The organism is Methylobacterium sp. J-076 (assembly GCF_022829405.1).
GTDB lineage: Bacteria > Pseudomonadota > Alphaproteobacteria > Rhizobiales > Beijerinckiaceae > Methylobacterium.
On record NZ_JAKSXW010000118.1, the window covers coordinates 195878 to 217023 of the forward strand.

At 74.2% G+C, this 21146-nt stretch carries 18 protein-coding genes; 8 read left to right on the plus strand and 10 right to left on the minus strand.

Translation table 11 applies throughout. From position 1 onward, the window contains the following. Positions 1 to 7: 7 nt before the first annotated feature. From MKK53_RS12245 to MKK53_RS12275, 7 genes are all read left to right on the plus strand, one after another. Positions 8 to 2242, plus strand: coding sequence for a response regulator (locus MKK53_RS12245; protein WP_243928970.1), 2235 nt, complete (start codon positions 8 to 10; stop codon positions 2240 to 2242). Positions 2243 to 2555: 313 nt separating this feature from the next. Further along, positions 2556 to 3608 (plus strand): chemotaxis-specific protein-glutamate methyltransferase CheB, encoded by a 1053-nt coding sequence (cheB, locus tag MKK53_RS12250; protein WP_243928998.1) that lies wholly within the window; start codon positions 2556 to 2558, stop codon positions 3606 to 3608. Further along, entirely contained in the window at positions 3605 to 5314 is a 1710-nt protein-coding gene (locus MKK53_RS12255; protein WP_243928971.1) for a response regulator, read from the plus strand. The genes cheB and MKK53_RS12255 overlap by 4 nt, the downstream gene beginning before the upstream one ends. Next, the gene (locus MKK53_RS12260; protein ID WP_243928972.1) at positions 5307 to 7199 is read left to right on the plus strand and encodes a response regulator; all 1893 of its coding nucleotides are present in this window, start codon (positions 5307 to 5309) and stop codon (positions 7197 to 7199) included. Before MKK53_RS12255 ends, MKK53_RS12260 begins: the two co-directional genes overlap by 8 nt. Before the next feature lie 100 nt (positions 7200 to 7299). Beyond that, positions 7300 to 8442: a DNA replication/repair protein RecF gene (gene recF, locus MKK53_RS12265; protein ID WP_243928973.1), complete on the plus strand. Its 1143-nt coding sequence runs from the start codon at positions 7300 to 7302 to the stop codon at positions 8440 to 8442. A gap of 67 nt (positions 8443 to 8509) precedes the next feature. Further along, entirely contained in the window at positions 8510 to 8905 is a 396-nt protein-coding gene (locus tag MKK53_RS12270) for a VOC family protein (protein ID WP_243928974.1), read from the plus strand. Between the two features lie 43 nt (positions 8906 to 8948). Beyond that, positions 8949 to 9539, plus strand: a complete 591-nt coding sequence (locus MKK53_RS12275) for a histidine phosphatase family protein (protein ID WP_243928975.1) — start codon at positions 8949 to 8951, stop codon at positions 9537 to 9539. Positions 9540 to 9622: 83 nt separating this feature from the next. Here the strand turns inward: MKK53_RS12275 and MKK53_RS12280 are convergent, their stop codons facing one another. The 8 genes from MKK53_RS12280 to bchO all read right to left on the minus strand — a co-directional run bounded on the left by MKK53_RS12280 (position 9623) and on the right by bchO (position 17826). Next, positions 9623 to 10381 carry an SDR family NAD(P)-dependent oxidoreductase gene (locus MKK53_RS12280; RefSeq protein WP_243928976.1) on the minus strand — a complete coding sequence of 253 codons (759 nt, stop codon included), beginning with the start codon at positions 10379 to 10381 and terminating at the stop codon, positions 9623 to 9625. Further along, positions 10378 to 11325, minus strand: coding sequence for a 3-hydroxyacyl-CoA dehydrogenase family protein (locus MKK53_RS12285; protein ID WP_243928977.1), 948 nt, complete (start codon positions 11323 to 11325; stop codon positions 10378 to 10380). The genes MKK53_RS12280 and MKK53_RS12285 overlap by 4 nt, the downstream gene beginning before the upstream one ends. Before the next feature lie 144 nt (positions 11326 to 11469). Beyond that, positions 11470 to 12579 (minus strand): aldo/keto reductase, encoded by a 1110-nt coding sequence (locus tag MKK53_RS12290; RefSeq protein WP_243928978.1) that lies wholly within the window; start codon positions 12577 to 12579, stop codon positions 11470 to 11472. A 77-nt stretch (positions 12580 to 12656) separates the two neighbouring features. Then, positions 12657 to 13343 (minus strand): nickel pincer cofactor biosynthesis protein LarB, encoded by a 687-nt coding sequence (gene larB, locus MKK53_RS12295; protein ID WP_243928979.1) that lies wholly within the window; start codon positions 13341 to 13343, stop codon positions 12657 to 12659. 478 nt (positions 13344 to 13821) lie between these two features. Continuing rightward, positions 13822 to 14643 carry an adenine nucleotide alpha hydrolase gene (locus tag MKK53_RS12300; protein WP_243928980.1) on the minus strand — a complete coding sequence of 274 codons (822 nt, stop codon included), beginning with the start codon at positions 14641 to 14643 and terminating at the stop codon, positions 13822 to 13824. Beyond that, positions 14640 to 15989: a LarC family nickel insertion protein gene (locus MKK53_RS12305; protein ID WP_243928981.1), complete on the minus strand. Its 1350-nt coding sequence runs from the start codon at positions 15987 to 15989 to the stop codon at positions 14640 to 14642. Before MKK53_RS12305 ends, MKK53_RS12300 begins: the two co-directional genes overlap by 4 nt. A gap of 86 nt (positions 15990 to 16075) precedes the next feature. Next, positions 16076 to 16849, minus strand: a complete 774-nt coding sequence (locus MKK53_RS12310; protein ID WP_243928982.1) for a gamma-glutamyl-gamma-aminobutyrate hydrolase family protein — start codon at positions 16847 to 16849, stop codon at positions 16076 to 16078. Positions 16850 to 16926: 77 nt separating this feature from the next. Further along, on the minus strand, positions 16927 to 17826 hold the full coding sequence (bchO, locus tag MKK53_RS12315; protein WP_243928983.1) for an alpha/beta fold hydrolase BchO: 900 nt from the start codon (positions 17824 to 17826) through the stop codon (positions 16927 to 16929). A gap of 395 nt (positions 17827 to 18221) precedes the next feature. On the opposite strand from bchO, the gene MKK53_RS12320 reads away from it, so the two are divergent. Then, entirely contained in the window at positions 18222 to 18371 is a 150-nt protein-coding gene (locus MKK53_RS12320) for a hypothetical protein (RefSeq protein ID WP_243928984.1), read from the plus strand. A gap of 5 nt (positions 18372 to 18376) precedes the next feature. Here MKK53_RS12320 and MKK53_RS12325 read toward each other — a convergent pair whose 3' ends face one another. Together MKK53_RS12325 and MKK53_RS12330 are read right to left on the minus strand one after the other, a co-directional pair. Then, positions 18377 to 20092, minus strand: coding sequence for a magnesium chelatase subunit D (locus MKK53_RS12325; protein ID WP_243928985.1), 1716 nt, complete (start codon positions 20090 to 20092; stop codon positions 18377 to 18379). Positions 20093 to 20387: 295 nt separating this feature from the next. Continuing rightward, on the minus strand, positions 20388 to 21146 hold a 759-nt coding region (locus MKK53_RS12330), incomplete at its 5' end, for an ATP-binding protein (protein ID WP_243928986.1).

Here is a 21146-nt window from a genome sequence, read left to right on the forward strand (position 1 = left end):
GCACCCCGTGGCGACCGATATCCGCCAACTGCTGCTCGCCGCCTTCGACATCGAGCATCGGGAGCACGTCACCGCGATCCGGGCGGCGCTCCGGGCCGAGGCGCCGGACTGGAACGATGTGTTCCGCCGGGCCCACAGCCTGAAGGGCGCCTCCCGCGCCGTCGACCTGCCGCAGGTCGAGGCCGTGTCCCACCGGCTGGAGACCCTGTTCGAGCGGGTCCGCACCGGGGCCATGGCGCTGGACCGGGAGGCCGCCGCGGCGGTGGACCTCGCCCTCGACCGGATCGAGGCCTACGTCGCCGGCCTGAGCGGCGGCGCCGGTCCCGACATGCCGGGCGACGGGCTCGACGCCCTCGGCCGCCTCCTCGGCCTGCCGGAGAGCGGGCCGCCCGCCCCCGCGCCGCCGCCGCCCGCGCCACCGGCCCCGCCGCCGGTGCCCGCGGCGCAGGCCGCTCCCGCCCCCGTCACGCCGCCCGCGCCCAGGCGGGCCGCCGAGCGCCCGGCGGAGGGGCCTGAGCCCGCCTCCTTCCTGCGCGTCCCCGCCGAGACGGTGACGGCGCTGCTGCGGGCGAGCGCCGACCTGTCCACCACCCTGGCCGCCAAGGCGTCCGCCGCGGAGGGCATCCAGCGCATCGCCGCGTCCCTGCGCGGGCTTCAGGCCTCGGCCGAAGCCCTCGGTTCGGCCGAGGCCGGCCCCGGCATCCGCGCCCTCACCGCCGGCCTCGCCGGGCTCGCCCGGGAGGCCGCCGACCATGCGCGGCGGCAGACGGCCTCCCTCAGCGCCGTCGAGGGCGCGGCGGCGCGGGTGCGGACCGAATCCGAGCGCCTCGCCCTTGTGCCGGCGGACACCGTGCTCGGCCCCCTGGCCCGCACCATCCGCGACACGGCCCGGGAGCAGGGCCGGGAGCTCGACCTCGCCGTCACCGGCCTCGACCTGCCGGTGGAGCGGGCGACCCTCCAGGCCCTGAAGGACCCGCTCCTGCACGCCCTGCGCAACGCCCTGAGCCACGCGTGGCAGCCGCCGGAGATCCGCCGGGCCGCCGGCAAGCCCGAGGCCCTGGGGCTGGTGCTGGAGGTGGCGTTGCGCGGCGCCCGGCTGCGCGTGGCGGTGCACGACGACGGGCCGGGGCCGGACCTCGCCCGCATCGAGGCGGCGGCCCGGGAGCGCGGGCTCCTCGCCCCGGAGGCCCCGGGCGACCCCGAGACGCTGCTGCGCCTCGTCTTCGAGCCCGGCTTTTCCACGGCCGCCGCCATCGACACCCTGTCGGGGCGCGGCTACGGCCTCTCGGTCGCCGCCGACGCCGCCCGGTCCCTCCAGGGCAGCGTGCGCCTGGAGCCGCGCGTCCCCGCCGGCACGACCCTGGCGTTCAGCCTGCCCCTCTCGGCGGCCCGGCGCAGCCTGCTCCTCGTCGAGGCGGGGGGGCATACCTGCGCCCTGCCCTCCTCCGCGGTGGAGCGGCTGGTCCGCCTCCCCCGGGGGGGCCTCACCCAGGCCATGGGCCGGACCATGCTCCCGCCGGCCAAGCCCGGCGAGGCCGCCCTGCCGGTCGCCGAGCTCGCCGGCATGCTCGGTGCCGCCCCCGATCCCGATGCGGCCCGCCTGACAGCCGTGGTGCTGCGGGTGGAGGGCGGGCACATCGCCCTCGCCGTCGATGGCTTGAGCGACGTGCGCTCCCTGCTGGTGCTGCCCGCCCCGGAGATCGGCGGCGATTCCGCCCTCATCGCCGGCACCGCGATCCTGCCGGGGGACCGCCCGGTCCTGGTCCTCGACCCGGACGGGCTCGCCGCGCGGGCCGGGGCCGCTGGAACCCATGGGCAGGCGCCACGTTCGGACCCGGACACCGCTCCGGGGTCCCGGGCGCGCGGACAGGCGCGCGCCACGATCCTCGTTGTGGACGATTCGATCACCACCCGCACCTTGGAGAAGGGCATCTTGGAGGCCGCCGGCTACCGCGTCGTCGTCTGCGTCGATGGGCAGGACGCCCTCGACCGTCTGCGCGCCGAGGTCGAACCCGTCGACCTCGTGCTCGCCGACGTGGAGATGCCGCGCCTCGACGGGTTCGGCTTGCTGAAGGCCCTGCGCGCCGACGAGCGCTTCGCCCGCCTGCCCACGGTGCTGATGACCTCCCGCGGAGACCCGGAGGACGTGGCCCGCGGCCTCGACCTCGGCGCCGACGCCTACATGACGAAGCAGAGCTTCGACCAGCGCAAGCTCCTTGAGACGATCGGGCAGCTGCTGTGACCGGCCTCTCCTCCACTCCGTCATGGCGGGCGCAGGGAAGCGACCAAGGTTCGCGGGCCGTGTCCGGGCGTGGCGCCGCTGGATGGCTTCGCGCCGCTCGCCATGACGGCGGTGCGGTGGTGGGCGCGGCGGGTCTCGTCCCCTCGCCGTCATGGCGAGCGCAGCGAAGCAACCCAGGGCCGCGGGCCGTGACCGGGCGTGGCGCCGCTGGATGGCTTCGCGCCGCCCGCGATGACGATGGTGCGGTGGTGGGCGTGCGCAGCGAGCGCCGGCAAAACCCCTTGGGAGACAGGCCGTGAGCCCCGTCCGGGTGATGATCGTCGAGGACAGCCTCGTGGTGCGCGAGCTGCTCCGCTACATCGTCTCGCGCGATCCCCGCCTCGAACTCGTGGCGGCGGTGGCCTCCGGGGAGGAGGCGCTGTCGGCCATCGCGGGTGCCCGCCCGGACGTGATCTCCATGGACATCCGCCTGCCCGGCATCGACGGGCTGGAGACCACCCGGCGGATCATGGCCGAGCGGCCGACCCCCATCGTCGTCATCGCCGACGCGGTGGAGGATTCCTCCCTCCACATCTCCATGAACGCCCTGCGGGCCGGTGCCCTCTCGGTGGTGGAGAAGCCGGTGGCCACGACCCATGCGGGCTACGAATCCGTGGCCGGCGAGATCTGCACGCAATTGCGGATCATGGCCCAGGTGCCGGTGATCCGCCGCAGGCCCATCGGCTCCGAATGGTCGGGCCGGGTCGCGCTGGCCACCCCGCCGTCGCCGCCGGTCGCCGCCTTCGGCCAGTCGCCGAGCGTCCTGGGCATCGCCGCCTCCACGGGCGGCCCCCCGGCCCTCGCCAAGGTGATCGGCGGCCTGCCGGCGGACTTCGCCCTGCCGGTGCTGCTGGTGCAGCACATGGGCGCCGCCTTCATGGAGGGCTTCGCCGCGTGGCTCGACAGCGTCGTCGCCCTGCCGGTGGCGCTGGCCCGCGACGGGCAGCGGGCGGAGCCGGGCCGGGTCTACGTCGCCCCCGGCGACCGCCACCTCGAACTCGGCTCCAACCTCGTGATGCGGGTGAACGAGTCCGCCCCCGTCTCCGGGCAGCGCCCGGCGGCGACCGTGCTGTTCCGCTCCCTCGCCCGGCAGGCGGGGGCCGCGGGCATCGGCGTGCTCCTCACCGGGATGGGCGAGGACGGGGCGGTCGGCCTCGCCGACATGCACGCCGCGGGGGCGCAGACGGTGGCCGAGCACGAGAGCACGGCGGTGGTCTACGGCATGCCCGCGGCGGCGGTGCGCCTCGGGGCGGCGCGGGCCGTGCTGCCCCTCGACCGGGTCGCGGGGCACGTGATGCGGCTGGCCATGCCCGGGACGGTCCCGTGAGCGGAACCCCCGCGGGCGAGCCGGCCCGGATCCTCCTCGTGGAGGATTCGGAGACCCAGGCCCTCGAACTGCGGCTGTTTCTGGAGGCCCACGGCTTCAGCGTGTCCCGCTGCGCCTGCGCGGAGACCGCCCTCGACGCCCTCAACGAGGCCCAGCCGGACCTCGTCGTGGCCGACTATCACCTGCCCGGCATGAACGGCGACGAGCTGATCCGGCAGATGCGCCTGTCCCTGCGCACCCGCGCCCTGCCGGTGCTGATGCTCACCGGCGGCAACGGCGGCGAGCGCCAGGGCCTGGAGAGCGGGGCCGATGCCTACCTCCCGAAATCCGCCGACCGGGACCTGATGATCCTGCGCATCCGCGCCCTGCTGCGCGAGCGCCGGGCCGGGGGCGACGACAACCCCGGCGCCGCCGCCTTCCGCCGGGGCCGCATCCTCGTCATCGACGGCAGCGCCACCTACCGCACCTTCCTCGCCGGGCTGCTGGGGCAGGACGGACATCAGGTCGCCGTGGCGGACGGGCCCGCGGCGGCGCTCGCCGCCCTCGACGCCCGGGACGGCGCCTTCGACTGCGTGACCCTGGACCTCCTCGGCCACGCCTATGACGGCCTCGCCCTGTGCAAGGAGATCGACCTGCGCCGGGAGAACGCGGTGGGGGCGGGCTTCCACCTCGTGGCCATCTCCGGCAGCGACCCGGCCAAGGATTTCCTCGTCCAGGCCTTCGCGGCCGGCGCCGACGACGTGATCTCCAAGACCGACGCCGAGGTGCTGGCGCTCCGGGTGCGGGGGTTCGTCCGCCGCCGCCTGCTGGAGGAGGACGACCGGCGGATCGCCGGCGAGTTCGGCCAGCGCGAGCGGGCCGTGGAGCGCGCCCGCGCCGAGGCCGAGGCGGCGGAGGCCCGCGCCAGCCTCGCCGACGCCCTGGAGCGGGCGAACCAGGACCTCGCCGAGGCCAACCACCGCCTCACCGAGGCCCAGGCGAAGCTCGTCCAGGCCGCCAAGATGGCCTCGCTCGGCGAGCTGGTGGCCGGCATCGCCCACGAGATCAACAACCCCCTGGCCTTCATCCTCGCCCACCAGGGCACCGTCGAGCGGATCCTCGGGGAGCTGTCCCAGGTCGATCCCGCGGCGGGGGCCAAGTCCGTCGAGAAGGCCCGGAGCCGGATCGGGGCGATGCGCCTCGGCCTGACGCGCATCCAGGACCTCGTCCTCAACCTGCGCAAGTTCTCCCGCCTGGACGAGGGCGAGCGGGCCCTGGTCAACGTGCCGGAGGCCATCGAGACCGTGCTGGCCCTGATCCAGCACAAGCTCGGCGACCGGATCGCCGTGGAGCGCACCTTCTCCGGCCGGCCGGAGATCCACTGCACCCCGGCCCTCCTCAACCAGGTGGTGATGAACATCCTGGGCAACGCCGCGGACGCGATGCCCGAGGGCGGGACGATCCGCGTGGCGACCCGCTCCAACGAGGTCTGCGACGAGATCCGCATCAGCGACACGGGGCCCGGGATCCCCGAGAATCTGCGGGAAAAGATCTTCGAGCCGTTCTTCACCACGAAGCCCGTCGGGGCCGGGACGGGGCTGGGTCTCGCGATTGCCTACAGCGTCGTTCAGGCGCATAGCGGCTCGCTTACTGTGGAGACGGCTCCAACTGGAGGTGCCTGCTTCGTGATCGGGATTCCGCGGCAGGCGGCGCACGCGCATGAGTGAGACCGGGGGCGGCGCTACGGCGCGACAGGGCACGATTCTGGCCGTCGATGACGAGCCGGATATCCTGATCGCCCTCGAAGACCTGTTCGAGGACACCTACCGGGTCCTCACGGCGAGCCGGCCGGCCGACGCCCTGGAGATCCTCCGGGCGGAGCCGGACATCGCGGTGATCGTCTCCGACCAGCGGATGCCGGGCCTGAGCGGCGACGCCCTGCTCGCCGAGGCCCGCGCCTTCCACGACGCCCAGGCGATCCTGCTCACCGGCTACGCCGACATCACCGCCGTGATCGCCGCCCTCAACCGGGGCGGCATCGTCGGCTACGTCACCAAGCCCTGGGATCCCGGCATCCTGCGCGGCACCGTCGCCCAGGCCTACGCCCGCCACCGCCTCGGGCGCGACCTCGCCACCGAGCGGGCGCTGCTGCGCGGCCTGCTCGACCACGCCGCCGACGCGATCAGCTTCAAGGACGCGGAGGGGCGCTTCGTCCGCCTCAACGCCCGCAAGGCCGCCCTGCTCGGCCACGAGCTCGGCGACTGCCTGAACCTGCGGGAGGCCGACCTGCCCGACCCGAAGGCGCAGGCCGCCGCCCGGGCCGACGCGGAGGCGATCCGGGCCGGAGGCGTCGCGGAGGCGCTCACCAGCGAGGGGCTGCCCGGCGCCGAACGGTGGAGCGAGGTCGTCCGCGTGCCGATCCGCGATGCCGGGGGCGCCGTCTCCCACCTCGCGGTGATCGAGCGGGACGTCACCGAGCAGAAGAGCCTGGAGGCGCGCCTGCGCCAATCGGACAAGATGCAGGCGCTGGGGACGCTCGCCGGGGGCATCGCCCACGACTTCAACAACCTGCTCACCGCGATCCTCGGCAGCCTCGAGCTCGCGGGGCCCAAGGTCGCCGACCTGCCGCGGGTGCAGCGCCTGATCGAGAACGCCCGCGGGGCGGCCGAGCGGGGCGCCTCCCTCACCAAGCGCCTCCTCAGCTTCAGCCGCGCCCACGACCTCCAGGCCCGGGCGACGGACGTGAACGCCCTGATCGAGGGCATGAGCGAACTGTTCTCGAGCAGCCTCGGTGGCCGCGTCAGCGTGCGCACGGACTTGGCCCCCGGCCTGCCCGCCGCGCAGGTCGACCCCGACCAGCTCGAACTGGCGGTGCTCAACCTCTGCATCAACGCCCGGGACGCCATGCCGGAGGGCGGCGCGGTCACCATCGCCACCCACCGCATGGTGATCGAGGGCGACCCGGAGATCGCCGACGGCGCCTATCTCGGTATCCGCGTCACCGACGAGGGCGTGGGCATCCCGGAGGAGATCCTGCGCCGGGTCTGCGAGCCGTTCTTCACCACCAAGGCGGTGGGCCAGGGCACCGGCCTCGGGCTCGCGATGGTGTTCGGCCTCGCCCAGCAATCGAAGGGGCGGTTTTCCATCGAGAGCGAGGTCGACCGCGGCACCAGCGTCGAGCTCGCCCTGCCCTTCGCCGTCACCGCGCCGGAGGAGGACGACCAGGGCGACGCCGCGGTGCCGGCCGCCGCCCGCCCGGCCCGCATTCTCGTGGTCGACGACGACCCGGAGGTGCGCCACGTCACGGCCTCGTTCCTGGCCGGGTTCGGCTACCACGAGACCGAGGCCGGCAACGGGACCTCCGCCCTCGACCTGCTGGCGCAGGAGCGGTTCGACCTCGTGGTGGCCGACCTCGCCATGCCGGGGATGAGCGGCGTGGAACTCGCCTCGGAGGTGCGGGCCCGGGCGCCCGGCTTGCCCGTGCTGATCCTCACCGGCCATGCCGAGGCCATGCAGATCCCTCCGGACCTGCCGGTCCTGGCCAAGCCCTTCCGCTCGGCCGACCTCGCCACCCGGGTCTCGGCCCTGCTCGATCCCGGCCGGGCGGGCTGATCGTCCCGGTCATCGCGGTCGCATTGGCGTTCCCGCCCGCAGCGGCTACAGCGGGTCCTCCCCCGTCAGGACCACCCGAGCCGGCCCCGAACCCCGCCGCATGTCAGACGCGCCAAACCCGGCCCCCCCCGACCAGCGCCTCAGCCGCCTGATCGTCCGCGACTTCCGCAACCATGCTGACCTCGACCTGAAGCCCGACGCCCGCCTCGTCGCCCTGGTGGGCGAGAACGGGGCCGGGAAGACGAACATCCTGGAGGCGATCTCCCTCTTCGCCCCGGGCCGCGGCCTGCGCCGGGCGGAGTTCTCGGCCATGGCCCGCACGGGTGGCGCGGGGGGCTTCGCCGTCTCCCTCACCCTCGACCGGGACGGGGCCGGGCATCGCCTCGGCACGGGGATGGAGCCGCCGGGTTTCGACGGGCGGGCGAGCCGACTGTGCCGGGTCGATGGCGCGTCGGCGGGCTCCCCCGTCGTCTTCAGCGAATTCTTCCGGGTGGTCTGGCTCACCCCCGATTTCGACGCCCTGTTCCGCGGCCCCGCGGGCGACCGGCGCCGCTTCCTCGACCGGCTGGTGCTGGCGGTCGATGCCGGCCACGGCGCCCGGGTCTCGGCCCTGGAGCGAGCGCTGCGCTCGCGCAACCGCCTGCTGGACGAGCCGGGCCAGGATGCCCGCTGGCTCGACGCCATCGAGCGCGAGATCGCCGAACTCGGCGTCGCGGTGGCGCTCGCCCGGCGGGAGACGGTGGAGCGCCTGGACGGGCTGATCGCCCAGACCCGCGACGACGCGCAGCCCTTCCCCTGGGCCTCCATCCGCCTGGAGGGCGACCTCGACGACCTCGTGGCGGTATGGCCGGCCATCGAGGCCGAGGATCGCTTCCGGCTGGCCCTGCGCAACGGCCGCCCCCGGGACCGGGCGGCCGGGCGCACCCTCACCGGGCCGCAGACCACGGACCTGGTGGTCCGCCACGGCCCCAAGGACGTGCCCGCGGGCACCGCCTCGACGGGGGAGCAGAAGGCCCTGCTGATCGGCCTCGTCCTCGCCCATGCGCGGCTGGTGCGGGCCATGAGCGGCATCGCCCCGGCGATCCTGCTCGATGAGGTCGCCGCCCATCTCGACCCGCGGCGCCGGCTCGGCCTGTTCGAGGCGCTGGACGCCCTCGCGGGCCAGGTCTGGATGACCGGCACCGACCCGGAGGCCTTCGCCCCGGCCGGCGCGATGATCGAGACCGTTCGCATCGGGCAGTGAGCCGCCCTTTCCTGATCGGCGCAGCGCACCACATCTGCCCCATCCCGCCCACGGAACCCGCGAGCCCATGGCCAAGCCCGTCCACAGCATGATCCGCGTCCGCGACGAGGCGCGCTCCCGCGACTACTATTCCCGCGCCTTCGGCCTGGAGCCCGCCGACCGGTTCGACTTCCCGGACTTCACCCTGCTCTACCTGCGCGACCCGTCCTCGCCCTTCGAGCTGGAGCTGACGGTCAACAAGGACCGGGAGAAGCCCTACGACATGGGCGACGGCTACGGCCACCTCGCTTTCGTCGTGGAGGATGTCGAGGCCGAGCACGCCCGCCACAAGGAGGCCGGCTTCACCGTCACCGACCTGAAGACCCTCAAGCACGGCGACACGCCGCTCGCCCGGTTCTTCTTCGCCACCGACCCCGACGGCTACAAGATCGAGGTCATCCAGCGTGGCGGCCGCTTCTCGTAAGCCCCTTCCACAGCACGCGTTTCACAGGCCAGCTTCAGGTACGATGGGAACAGAGACACGCATCGTCTGCCTCCGCCACGGGGAATCGACCTTCAACGCCGCCCACCGGGCGACGGGGGTCGATCCCAACCACCGTGACGCGCGCCTCACCCCCAAGGGCGAGGCGCAGGCGAAGGCGGCCCGGGCGCGGCTCCGGGACATCCCCTTCGAGCTGGTGGTGGTGTCGCCGCTCACCCGGGCGATCCAGACGGCGGCGCTCGCCTTCGAGGACCATCCGAGCGCGCCCCGCCTCCTGGTCGAGGTGCTCCACCGGGAGTGCCAGGAGAGCAGCTGCGATGTCGGCCGGGCGGCGTCCGAGCTGGCGGCGGATTTCCCGCACCTCGATGTCGGGCACCTGCCTGAGGTCTGGTGGCACGCCGAGGAGGGCGCCGACCTCACCTTCGGCCTGCCCATCGAGCCCCGCCCCCTGTTCGACCGCCGGGTCGCCGGGTTCCGGGAATGGCTGCGGGGGCGGCCCGAGCGCACCATCGCGGTGGTGGGCCACGGCACGTTCTTCTACCACCTGACCGGCACGTTCCTGGAGAACTGCGCCACCATCGACCTCGACCTCGACGCCGAGCCGGCCGCCGCCTGAGGGGCGGAGACTGTTCCCCTCTCCCTCCCCGTCATGGCTTCGTTGGCGCCCGCGACGGCGTTCTGGATGTCGGTGGCGCTTGCCTACTTCGCGCCTCCGTCCACGGTGATTGTCTCGCCGGTGATGTAGGCTGCCCCGGCCCCGAGGAAGAGGATCGCCTCCGCGATGTCCTCGGGCTTGGCCAGCCGCGCGAGCATGGTCCGCTCCAGGGTGGCGGCCTTGCGCTCGGCGGGCCATGCGGCGGTCCACGCCGTCTCCACGAGGCCCGGCGCCACGGCGTTCACGCGGATCTCCGGGGCCAGCGCCCGGGCGAGGCTGCGGGTGAGGTTGATGAGGCCGGCCTTGCTCGCCGAATAGGCGATGGACGAGCCCCGCCGGCCGAGGCCCGCCACCGAGGCGGTGTTGACGATGGCGCCCCGCGCCTCCCGCAGGGCCGGCGCGGCGGCACGGGCGCAGCGGTAGGGCCCGACGAGGTTGGTCGAGAGGATCGTCTGCCAGAACGCCTCGGTCATCGCGTCGAGGTCCTCGAAGGCGATGGGCGCGGCGGTGCCGGAGGTGCCGGCATTGTTCACCAGCACGTCGAGCCCGCCGAGCCGGGCGATGCCGCAAGCGACCATGGCCTCGGCCTCGCCGGGCTCGGACACGTCGCCCGGCAGGGCCATGACCGCGAGGCCCTGCCCCGCGAGGCGTTCCGCCTCGGCCGGTCCCCGGTCGTCGCCGGGCAGGTGGTTGAGGGCGACGGTGGCGCCGTTGCGGGCGAACAGGGCCACCGTGGCGAGCCCGATGCCGGAGGAGGCGCCCGTCACGAGCACCCGCCTGCCGGAGAGATCGGCGCCGATCATGTCCCCTCCATCCGGCCGATTCCGGCCATCGCTTTCTTGAGGGCGAGGAGCTTGCGGTCGCGCTCGCGGAACAGCTCCGCCGGGTCGCGCCCGCCCCAGTCGAAATAGCCCGCACCCGCCATCACGCCCGTGCGACCCCCGGCGCAGAGGGCATCCAGGGTCTCGGACCGCTCCCGGGGCGGCGGTGGGGCGTAGGTCCGGTTGGCGAGGGCGCGCTGCGTCAGTTCCAGCCCGGTGAAGTCGGCCTTGGCGAGGTGGCCGAGGATCGGGATGCGCAGGGACAGGCCGTGGATGATGGCCTCGTCGATCTCCCGGGGCGTGGCGTAGCCCTCGTCCAGCAGGTGGAACACCTCGGCGCTGATCGCCTGCTGGATGCGGTTGGCGATGTAGCCCGGCACGAAGCGCTTCAGCACCACCGGCGTCTGGCCGAGGCCGGTCACGAGGTCGGCCATCGCCGCGATCACCGCCGGGTCGGTCCCCGGCCCCGGCACCACGTCCACGAGGTCGATGATGTAGGGCGGCGTGTACCAGTGCATCACCAGGGCGCGGGCCTGCCGGCCCTCGGGGATGAGGGGGAACACGTCGAGGTAGCTGGTGTTGCTGGCGAAGATCGTCTCCGGCGGGCAGAGCCGGTCGAGGTGCGCGAACAGGCCGCGCTTGGCCTCGGGGTTCTCGGTGATCGCCTCGATGACGAGGGCGGCGCCCTCCACCACGGCGGGCAGGCCCGCTTCGATCCGCACCGCCCGGGCGAGACGGTCCCCGTCCCAGCCCTCCGGGGCGGCGCCGGCCTCCCGCAGGGTGGCCAGCGCCGAGGCCATCAGGCCCGGCACCGCCGCGCGGATCTCGGCGCGGGTGTCGGTGATCCGGACCCCGTGCCCCGCGAGCGCCAGGACCAGGGCGATCCCGTGGCCCATCAGCCCGCCGCCGACGACAGCGATCTCCATGCGACCTCCCCTGCGCGCCGTCTCATGCGGCGTCGCAGGCACTGTCCCCCGCCGTGCGGCGGGGGGCAAGGGTCGTACATGGCCCGGGATGACGTCCGGCCGCGCGCTCCCTCCCCCGCGGAGGGGGGAGGGACGTGGCGGGCCCTACTCCATCACGGGGGCGAGCTTCTTCACCCCCTGCACGTCCTCGCCGAGCCACGCCGCGTTCTTGGCGGTGCCGTCGAAGGTCGCGCTGGTCTTGAACAGCTCGTACTTGCCCTCCAGGGCGTAGGGCTTCGCCCGCGAGAGCAGTTCGGCCACCTTCGCCTTGTCCATGGGCTGGAAGGTCTTCACCGCCTCGAAGGCCTGATCCATGTCCCGCTGGTTCTGGATGCCGGTGATGACCACCGAGACCGGCAGGTTCAGGGAGAAGTGCAGGTACTCGATCGGCTTGATCGGCGCGTCCGACTTCAGGATCACCCCGTCGCCGAAGGTCTTCATGGCCAGCGGCGCGATGCCCTCGCGGACGAGGTGCGGCAGCACGAGATGGCCGAACGAGCGGAAATGCGCGTCCATCACGTTGAGCGGCATCTGGCAGGAATCGAAGTGGAAGCCCCGCTCCTGCGCCACCGTGAGCATCTGCAGGTGGATGCGCGGGTCCTTGTGGCCGGTGAAGCCGATGTAGCGGAGCTTGCCCTGCTTCTTGGCCTCCATGAACCCTTCCATGGCGCCGCCCTCGGCGAAGACCCGGTCGGGATCGTCGAAGCGCAGGATCTCGTGGTGCTGGACGAGGTCGATATGGTCGGTGCGCAGGCGGCGCAGCGACTGGTCGATCTGCTTGATCGCCTCCTCCTTGGTCCGCCCGTCCATCTTGGACATCAGGAAGACCTTGTTGCGGGAGCCGTTCTGCTCGAGGGCGATGCCCATCCGCTCCTCGGAGCGGCCCTCGTTGTAGTCCCAGCAGTTGTCCATGAAGGTGATGCCGCGGTCGATCCCTTCATGGACCAGCCGGGTCGCCTCGGCGTCCGTCACGGCGCCCTTGCCGAGGTGGAACCCGCCCATGCCGATGGCCGAGATCGTCTCGTCGGTCTTGCCGAATTTCCGGTAGAGCATCTCGCCCCGGCGCTCGCCGGGATCGGAGATCAGCGGCAGGTCGGCCGGGTCCTGCGGCCGGGTGTTGGGCAGGCCGGTGTCGCTCACGGCCGCCCCCGCAGGGCTGACCGCGGTGAGGCCGGCGCCGAGGGCAGCGCCCTTGAGGAAGTCGCGGCGTTCCATGTCGGTCTCCGTGAAGGTGTCTGATCGGGAGTCATCGGGGTGCTCCGGTGGGTCGCGGGATCAACGGTTGCCGGGCGTCATCGTTCGGTGCGCCGGGCGAGGCGCTCGGCCGCGTGCAGCAGGCGCAGGGCGGCGCAGGCCGCACCGTAGCCGTTGTCGATGTTGACGACGGTGATGCCCGGCGCGCAGCTCGCCAGCACCGAGTTCAGGGCCACCTGCCCCCCCGCGGCGATGCCGTAGCCGACGGAGGTCGGCACCGCGATCACCGGCGCGGCCACGAGTCCGCCGACGACGCTCGGCAGGGCCGCATCCATCCCCGCCGCCACGATGACCACCGGGAAGGTGCGGATCTCCTCGATCCGCTGCGTCAGGCGCCACAGGCCGGCGACGCCGACATCGGCGATGAGGGTCGCCCCGCGGCCCTGGTAGTGGAGCGTGCGCAGCGCCTCCCGGGCGACGGGCACGTCCGAGGTGCCGGCGGCCACCACCGCCACGGAGGGCGTGCCTTCCACCGGCCGGGGCTCGCCGAAGACGGCGGTGCGGGAGACCGGGCAATGGTCGAGCCGGCGGCGGTGGGCGCCGGAGAGGGCGCCGAGCTTGTCCGCATCGAGGCGGGTGAGGAGGAAGCGGGCGCCCCGCTCCGCCGCCGCGTCGAGGATGGCGTCGATCTGCTCCGGCGACTTGCCGGCGCAGTAGATCGCCTCCTCCAGGCCGATCCGCTCGGCCCGGCCGAAATCGAGGGTGAACTCGTCCGTGACGCTCATGCGATGTCTCCGGCGCTCATCCCACCCGCACCGTCATTGCGAACGGAGTGAAGCCACCCAGGGCAACGGGCGGCTTCCGGACGGGGCGCGTCCCTGGATTGCTTCGCGTCGCTCGCAAAGACGAAGAGGGTCGATCGATCACCACCGTCATTGCGAACGGAGTGAAGCCACCCAGGGCTGCGGGCGGCTTCCGGATGGGGCGCGTCCCTGGATTGCTTCGCGTCGCTCGCAAAGACGAAGAGGGTCGATCGATCACCACCGTCATTGCGAACGGAGTGAAGCAACCCAGGGCAGCGGGCGGCTTCCGGATGTGGCGCGTCCCTGGATTGCTTCGCGTCGCTCGCAAAGACGAGGCAGGTCGGCTGACCACCACCGTCATGGCGAACGGAGTGAAGCCACCCAGGGCGGCGGGCGGCTTCCGGACGGGGCGCGTTCCTGGATTGCGTCCCTGCGCTCGCAGAGACGGCGGGAGGCGGGCTCATGCGGTGTCTCCGGTGAGGAAGGCGCTGCCGACCCGGTATGGCTGGAAGCGGATACCGCTGTCCGCGAGCCCGGCCGGGGCCGCCGCCGCGATCCGGTGGGCGAGGTCGTCGCGGGCCGGGGGCTCAAGGGCGTCGAGGCTCGCGGGGTCGAGCTCGATCACCACGCCCTCCGCCCGGACCCGGCAGCGCACCGCCCGGCGGGCGCTGCCGGGTCCGAGGGCGCCGCCCACCATCCCCTCCACCGCGTGGATGAAGGCCAACGTCTCGGGCTCGATCCGCAGGCCGGTCTCGACCCGGCTCGACAGGCAGGGCGCGGAGGGCAGTTCCGCCACCGCCCCGAGGCCGAGGTCGCGGGCGAGCGCCCGGACCGCCGCCTTGTCGAGGCCCGCCTCGACGTAAGGGTGGCGCACCCCGTGCTCGCGGGCGGCGTCGAGGCCGGGGCGGTACTCGCCGAGGTCGTCGAGGTTGGCGCCCGAGACGATCTGCCGGTCGGTGACGGTGCGGATCGTCCCGTAGAGGTTGGTCTTGCAGAAGAAGCAGCGGTTCACCGGGTTCGCCCGGTAGCGGGCGTCGGCGAACTCGCCGGCCTCCACGACGCGCAGGTCCCAGCCCTCCCGGGCGGCCTCGGCGCGCACCCGCGCCGTCGCCTCGCCGGGCACGGCGGGCGAAGCGGCGTGGACCATCGCCGCGGCCGATCCCAGCACGCGGTGGCTCAGGGCGGCCAGCGTCAGGCTGTCGACGCCGCCGCTGACCGCCACCGTGAGCGGGCCGGTCTCCCTCAGGACCTGTTCGAGGCGTTCGCGGGCGGTTCCGGTCATTCCCCGTCTCCCCGCGCGAGGGCGATGCGCTCCGCCGCCCGGCGCAGGCGGGCGCGCGTCGCGTGGTCCTGCCCGGACAGGGCGTCGTCGGCCTCGGCCTTGGCGGTGCGCCCGCCCGGCCGGGCGACGGTCTTCACCCGGACCTCCCGGCCCTCGGCCTCCACCGTCACGCTCTCGCGCGGCAGGGCGATGCCGGCCATCGTGCGGTGACGCAGGCCGATGGTCGTGGTCTCCCGGAAACAGGCGGCGATGGCCCCGTCGAGCCCGGCGACGCGGGCGAGCACCCGGACATGGGTCATCATCCGCCCCTTCTTGCCGAAGACCGGCATCTGCACCACGTCGAGGACGTCGGCATGGGCGCGGATCCGGTCGAGGCCCTGGGCGAGGTCCTCGGCGGTCTGGTCGTCCACCTCGAACTCGATCACGCCGATCTCCCGGTGGCCCTCCGCCGCCGGGGCGCCCTCCCCGAAGGCCAGCACCCGCAGGCAGTTGCTGATGCCGGGCAGCGTCCGCCCGCCGAACCCGGTCCCCGTCCGGGTGAGGACCCGTGCCCCGGGGGACCGGGCGGCCCCGTGGCAGAGGTGGCGCAGGATCGCCGCGCCGGTGGGCGTCACGCGCTCGCCGGGAATGCCGTCATCGACCATGGCGAAGCCGGCGAGGAGGAGCGCCGTGGCCGGGGCCGGCACCGGCAGGGGGCCGTGCTGGGTCTTCACCCGCCCACCGCCCAGCGGCAGGGCCGACACCGTCCAGGCGCTCGCGTCCAGGGCCGCCGCGAGATGGGCGGCGGCCACGATGTCGGCGATGGAATCCCAGGCGCCGACCTCGTGGAAGGCCACCTCGTCCACGCCGATCCCGTGGACCCGCGCCTCGGCGTCGGCGAGGTGCCCGAAGATCGCCAGCGCATGGCCGGCGACCTCCGGCATCAGGTCCGCCCGGCGCAGGCCGTCGCGGATCTCGGCCCACCGGCGGTGGCCGTGGTGGGCAGGCGCCGGAGGGTGGTGGCCCCCGTCATGGTGATGGTGAGCGTGATGCCCGTCATGACCGTGCGCGTCATGGCCGTGAGAATCGTTGCTGTGAAAATCGTGGCTGTGCGCGTGGTGGCTGTGGCCGTTCTCCTCGGCCGGGCGTCCGTCGCGGGTGACCTTGAAGCGGCGCCCGGTGAGGATGCCGTCGGAATGGGGGGACAGCGCACAGGCCACCGCCGCGGCATCGCCCGGCGCCGCCCCGGCCAGGGCGGCGCGCACGCTCCGGGCGGTGCCGGCCTCGTGCTCCGGGAAGGCATCGAGCAGGGCGGCGACGAACATGTCGCCCGCGACCCCGCCAAGCGCGTCGAGATGGATCTGCATCAGCGGGAAACTAGGGCGCCGGCCGGCGCCGGGGAGCGCGACATCGGGCGGTCGCACGCGGGACAAGGGGGCATGGCCGGACGGGCTCAGGCGCCGGTCCGCGCATGCTCCGCCGCGGCCCGGCCGAACGCCGCGATCAGCGGCCGGTTGACCGGGTTCGTCGCGGTGTCGTGCTCGGCGTGCCACTGGACGCCGAGGGCGAAGCCCGGCGCCTCGCCGATGCGGATCGCCTCGATGGTCCCGTCCTCGGCGATGCCCTCCATCACGACCCGGGGGCCGAGCGACCGGACGCCCTGGCCGTGGAGGGAGTTCACGCGGATCCTGTCCCGGCCGATGATGCCGGCGAAGGCGCCGCCCTCCGTGAGGCGGACCTCGTGCCGGTCGGCGAAGACCACCTCCAGGTCCGGGTGGATCTCGCCGTTGGGGAGCCGGGGCATCCGGTGGTTCATCCGGCCGGGAAGCTCGCGGATCTCCGGGTCGAGGGTGCCGCCGAAGGCGACGTTGATCTCCTGGAAGCCCCGGCAGATGCCGAAGATCGGCACGCCGCGGGCGACGCAGGCTTCCACCAGGGGCAGCGCCAGGGCGTCGCGGGATTCGTCGTAGGGCTCGTAGGCGGGGCCCGGTTCATCGCCGAAGCGCTGGGGATGGATGTTGGCGCGGCCGCCGGTGAGCAGCACGCCATCGACCGTGTCGAGGAGGTCGCCGATATCGGTGACCTTCGGGCAGGCGGCGAAGACCAGCGGCAGGGCGCCCGCCACCTCGGCCAGGGAGCGCAGGTTGTTCATGCCGACGACCTGCGCCGGGAAGCGGTCGTCGAGCTGGCGCGCGTTACCGATGACGCCGATCACGGGCCTTGCCATTCGCGACTACCATTCCGCCACATGCATTTCGGATACGCGAGCTAGGTGGGCCGAAGCTTGGGGGCCACCCCCTGCGCTCAAACGACCCCGACGGCCCGGGCCTCCTCGAGCAGGAGTTCGGCCACCCGCTCCGGCGCCTCCTCGTGGGCGAGGTGGCCGAGGCCCCGGGCCAGGGCCACCCGCGCATCGGGCAATCGGTCGCGGAGGGTGAAGGCGGTGTCGGGCAGGATCGCCTTGTCGTCCCCGCCGACGATCAGCAGCGTGCGCAGGGCGAGGCCGGGCAGGTCCCGGTGCAGGCGGTCGAGGTCCCAGTTCGCCATCATGCCCAGCGCCCCGCGGACATGGCCCGCCTTGGCGAAGAGGCGGCGGTAGAGGTCGAGCCCCTCCGGGTCGAGGCGCGAGCCCGTCCCCTCGATCAGGCGGCGCACCGCCGCCCGGTCCGCCGTCCAGGCGAAGACCCGCGGCGTCAGCGGGTTCAGGAACAGCAGCCGCGCGATGCTCGGGAACAGGACGCTCGCCGCGCCGGGGAGCGGCGCCAGCGCCCCGTTGAAGGCCACGAACAGGCGCGGGGCGAGGGCCCCGTCGAGGCACATCCGCGCCAGCACCGCCGCCCCGGCGGAATGGCCCGCGACGATGGCCGGGGCGAGGCCGAGTTCGGCCACCAGCGCGCCCACCGCCTTCGCCATGCCCGGCAGGGACAGCTCCCGCGCCGGCAGCGGATCGGTGAAGCCGTGGCCCGGCAGGTCGGGCGCGACCACGCGGAACTGTCCGGCCAGCAGCGGCGCCAGCCCGCGCCAGGAATGGGTCGCCGCCCCCGTCCCGTGGAGCAGCAGCAGGACCGGTGCCTCGGCCGGGCCGAACTCCTGCACATGCCATGTCAGGCCCCCCGCCGGGACGAAGCGGCTCGCCGCCCGGTGCGGCCAATCGTGGCCGTCCCTGGTCCAGTCGGGCCGGTCGGGAGTGTCGAAGCTCAGCACGGGGGCCTCGTGGGTTGGGTGGGGGCTCTGCAGCCCGATGCCGTCATGGCGTGCGCCGCGACGCGGGCCGGCGGCGCGACGTCCGCAGACGGCCCGCGTCCCTGGGTTGCTTCACTGCGCGCGCAACGCCGCCATGCGGGTGGCGGGACGAGGCGAACGGTGTCTTCGGCATTGCAGCAAAATGCGGGCCGCACAATCCTGCCGGGGTCGCTCCGGCAGGATTTCCGGAGACGTCCGGCGCTATCCTTCCGCCCCGGAAGTATTTCGTGGATATCGACAAATCCATGCGGGGGCCGCATGCCACGGGTGATGCCGCCGTCCTTGTTGCGCTGCGGGAGAGGGCGCATCTTTCGACCTCTCAAGAAAAGCCGACACCCCCCACTCAGGAGCAGGTCATGATACCTCTCATCCCCACGCACGAGACCGCCGCCGCGCCCTTCGCCGGCTGGAACGTCGCGGGCCTTTTCCAGGACATCGTGCGGTCGTGGATCGCCCACCACCAGCGCCTCGCCGACAGCGGCATCGGTCTCGGCGGCGACCTCTGAGCGGTTCACCGCATCGCCTTCACGGCGGCGCCGATCGTGCCGCCATCCACCCGCGGTAGGGCCAGATAGCGCGCGTCCATCGCGTCAGCCACCGCCTTCGCCCCGCCCCCGCGGGCGCCGGTATCGACCACCAGGGCCGCCAGCCCCGCCTGCCTGACGGCGCGGGCAGCCTGGATCGCCTCCTCCCCGGCCCTGGCCCGACCGCCCTCCCCGCTGCGGGCGACGTTGGCCCGGCCATCGGTCAGCACCACGACGAGAGGGTTGCCCCCGCCCCGGCGCACGCCGAGGGCGACGGCCAGCGCCGCGTCGAGCCCCGAGGCCAGGGGCGTGCCTCCGCCCCCCGGAAGCCCCGCGAGGCCGCGCTTCGCCCGGGTGAGGGAGCGCGTCGGCGGCAGGACCAGATCCGCCCCCCTCCCGCGGAACGCCACCAGGGCGACCCGGTCGCGCCGGACATACGCCTCCGCCAGCAGGGCCTCGACGGCCCCCTTCGCCTCCGCGAGCCGCTCCAGGGCGGCCGAGCCGGAGGCATCCACGCAGAACACCGTGGTCGTTTCGACCCGGCGGCGCAGCTTGCGGACGCGCAGGTCGTCCCGGCGGATCCGCAGGGCGCCGTCCTGCGCCCCGGCCCGGCGAAGGGCCTGCCACGGGGCGGCGGCGCGCAGGGTCGCCAGGAGGTCGAGGCGGTGGCGCCGGGGATCCCCCGGCCGGCTGCCGACCGGGCGCCCCGTGCGCGACACCGCCTCCGGCCGCCCACCCCGCCCGGCCCGGGCCTGCGAGGCCCGCGGCCCTCCCGTCAGCAGGGATTCGATGAGCCGTGGTGGGATCGCGGCGCGCACGGCATCGAGCACGACATCCTCCGGCGGGGCGGGCTCGGTCGCCTCGCCCTCGGAGGGCGGGGTCTCGGTCCGCTCGCCCTCCGGGGGCGGCGGCGGTTCCGGTGCGGGGCCGGGTTCGGGCAGGCGCTCGGCCCGCGGGGCGAGGACCAGCCGCGCCGCCGCGAGGGCCGGGGGCGGCGCCCCCTCCCCGGCCAGCGCCCGCGCGACCCGCAGGGCTAGGATCGGGGCTCGCGGCGAGGCGATGCCGAACGCGTCCGCGAGGGTACAGAGCAGGGCCACGGGATCGCCCCCGGCCCCCTCCTCCGGCCCGGCGTCCTCCGACGCGGGGTCCGGCCCGGCGGCGAGGCGCGGGGGGACCGCGTCGAGGTCGATGCGGAAGGCCAGCCGGTCGGCGAGGGCGGCGGGCGCCGCCTCGTCGCCCTGTCCCTCGTCGAGAAGCACGAGGCCGAACCGGGCGGAGGCGCCCTCCGGCCCGGCCCGGCCGGTATCGAGGGCGGCGGCGAGGCGGGCGGCGGTGCCGGGCTCCAGCCGTTCGGCCATGGGTACGACGATCACCCCGCCATCCGCCCCGGCGAGGAGGCCCGTCCGCGAGACCGGGCGCCCGGCCGACAGGGTCGCGGCGAGGTCGAGGCCGCCGAGCAGCCCCTCGTCGCCGGTCCCCGGTGGCATCCGCCGGATGGGGCGTTCCGCCCCCAGGGCGTCGCGAAGCCGGTCGAGCCATGCCTCCCGGACGGGTCCCGGCCCGGCGCGCACCACCACGCCCCCGAGGCCGTGCGGGTCGGCGGCGAACAACCGGAGGGCGAGGAGGGCATCCGCCCACACGCCCGCACTCCCTCCCCCCTCTGCGGGGGGGATTCGCGCGTCCTGGGACGGTTGCGGTGTCATCGCCTCGGCCCGCCGCTTTCGCTGGCCGTCCCCTCCGCCGTCATCGCGAGGCGAAGCCGAAGCGATCCAGGGCGCGACGTGTCGGGATGGGGCGGCGCCGATGGGATTGCATCGCTCCGCCCGCGATGACGGCGGAACGGCGGAGCCGGGACAGAGGCGATGGATCCGCCACCTGTTGCGGCGTCTCGCTGCCCTCTGTTGCTTCGCTGCGCTCGCGACGACGGTGAGGGTGTCGGGGCTCGGCCGCCTCTCGCGCCGGGAGCCGCAGAGGGGGGAGGGAGAGCCGGTGACCCTGTCACGGAAACACCTCGGCCAGCGCCCGCTCCACCCGCGCCGTCGAGCCCGACTCGTCGAGCGGGTTGCGGCGCAGGCGGTGGCGGAGCGCCGCCGGGGCGATGCGGCGGAGATGGTCGTCGGTGACCGTCCCGGCGCCGTCGAGGGCGGCCAGCGCCCGGGCCGTGCGCATCAGGGTCAGCTCGCCGCGCAGGCCATCGGTGCCGAGGGCGAGGCAGAGCCGGGCCGCCTGCTCCAGGGCCGCATCCGGCACGGCCACGGACGGGAGACGCTTGCGCGCCGCCTCCAGCCGCTTGCGGGTGGCCGCATCCTCCTTGGCGTGGGCGGCGCAGAAGGCGTCGGGATCGCGCTCGTAGGCGTCGCGGGCGCGGACCACCGCGATGCGGGTGGCGATGTCGGTGGGGGTGGTGACCTCGCAGGCCAGCCCGAACCGGTCGAGGAGCTGCGGACGCAACTCCCCCTCCTCCGGGTTGCCGGAGCCGACGAGGACGAATCGGGCGGGGTGGCGCAGGGACAGTCCCTCGCGCTCGACGGTGTTCACGCCCGAGGCCGCCACGTCGAGGAGCAGGTCCACAAGGTGGTCCTCCAGCAGGTTCACCTCGTCGATATAGAGAAAGCCCCGGTTGGCGCGGGCGAGCAGCCCCGGCTCGAACGCCTTCACGCCGGCGCCGAGTGCCCGTTCGAGGTCGAGGGTGCCGACCACCCGGTCCTCGGTGGCGCCGAGGGGCAGGTCCACCACCGGCACGGGCTTTTTCTGGGA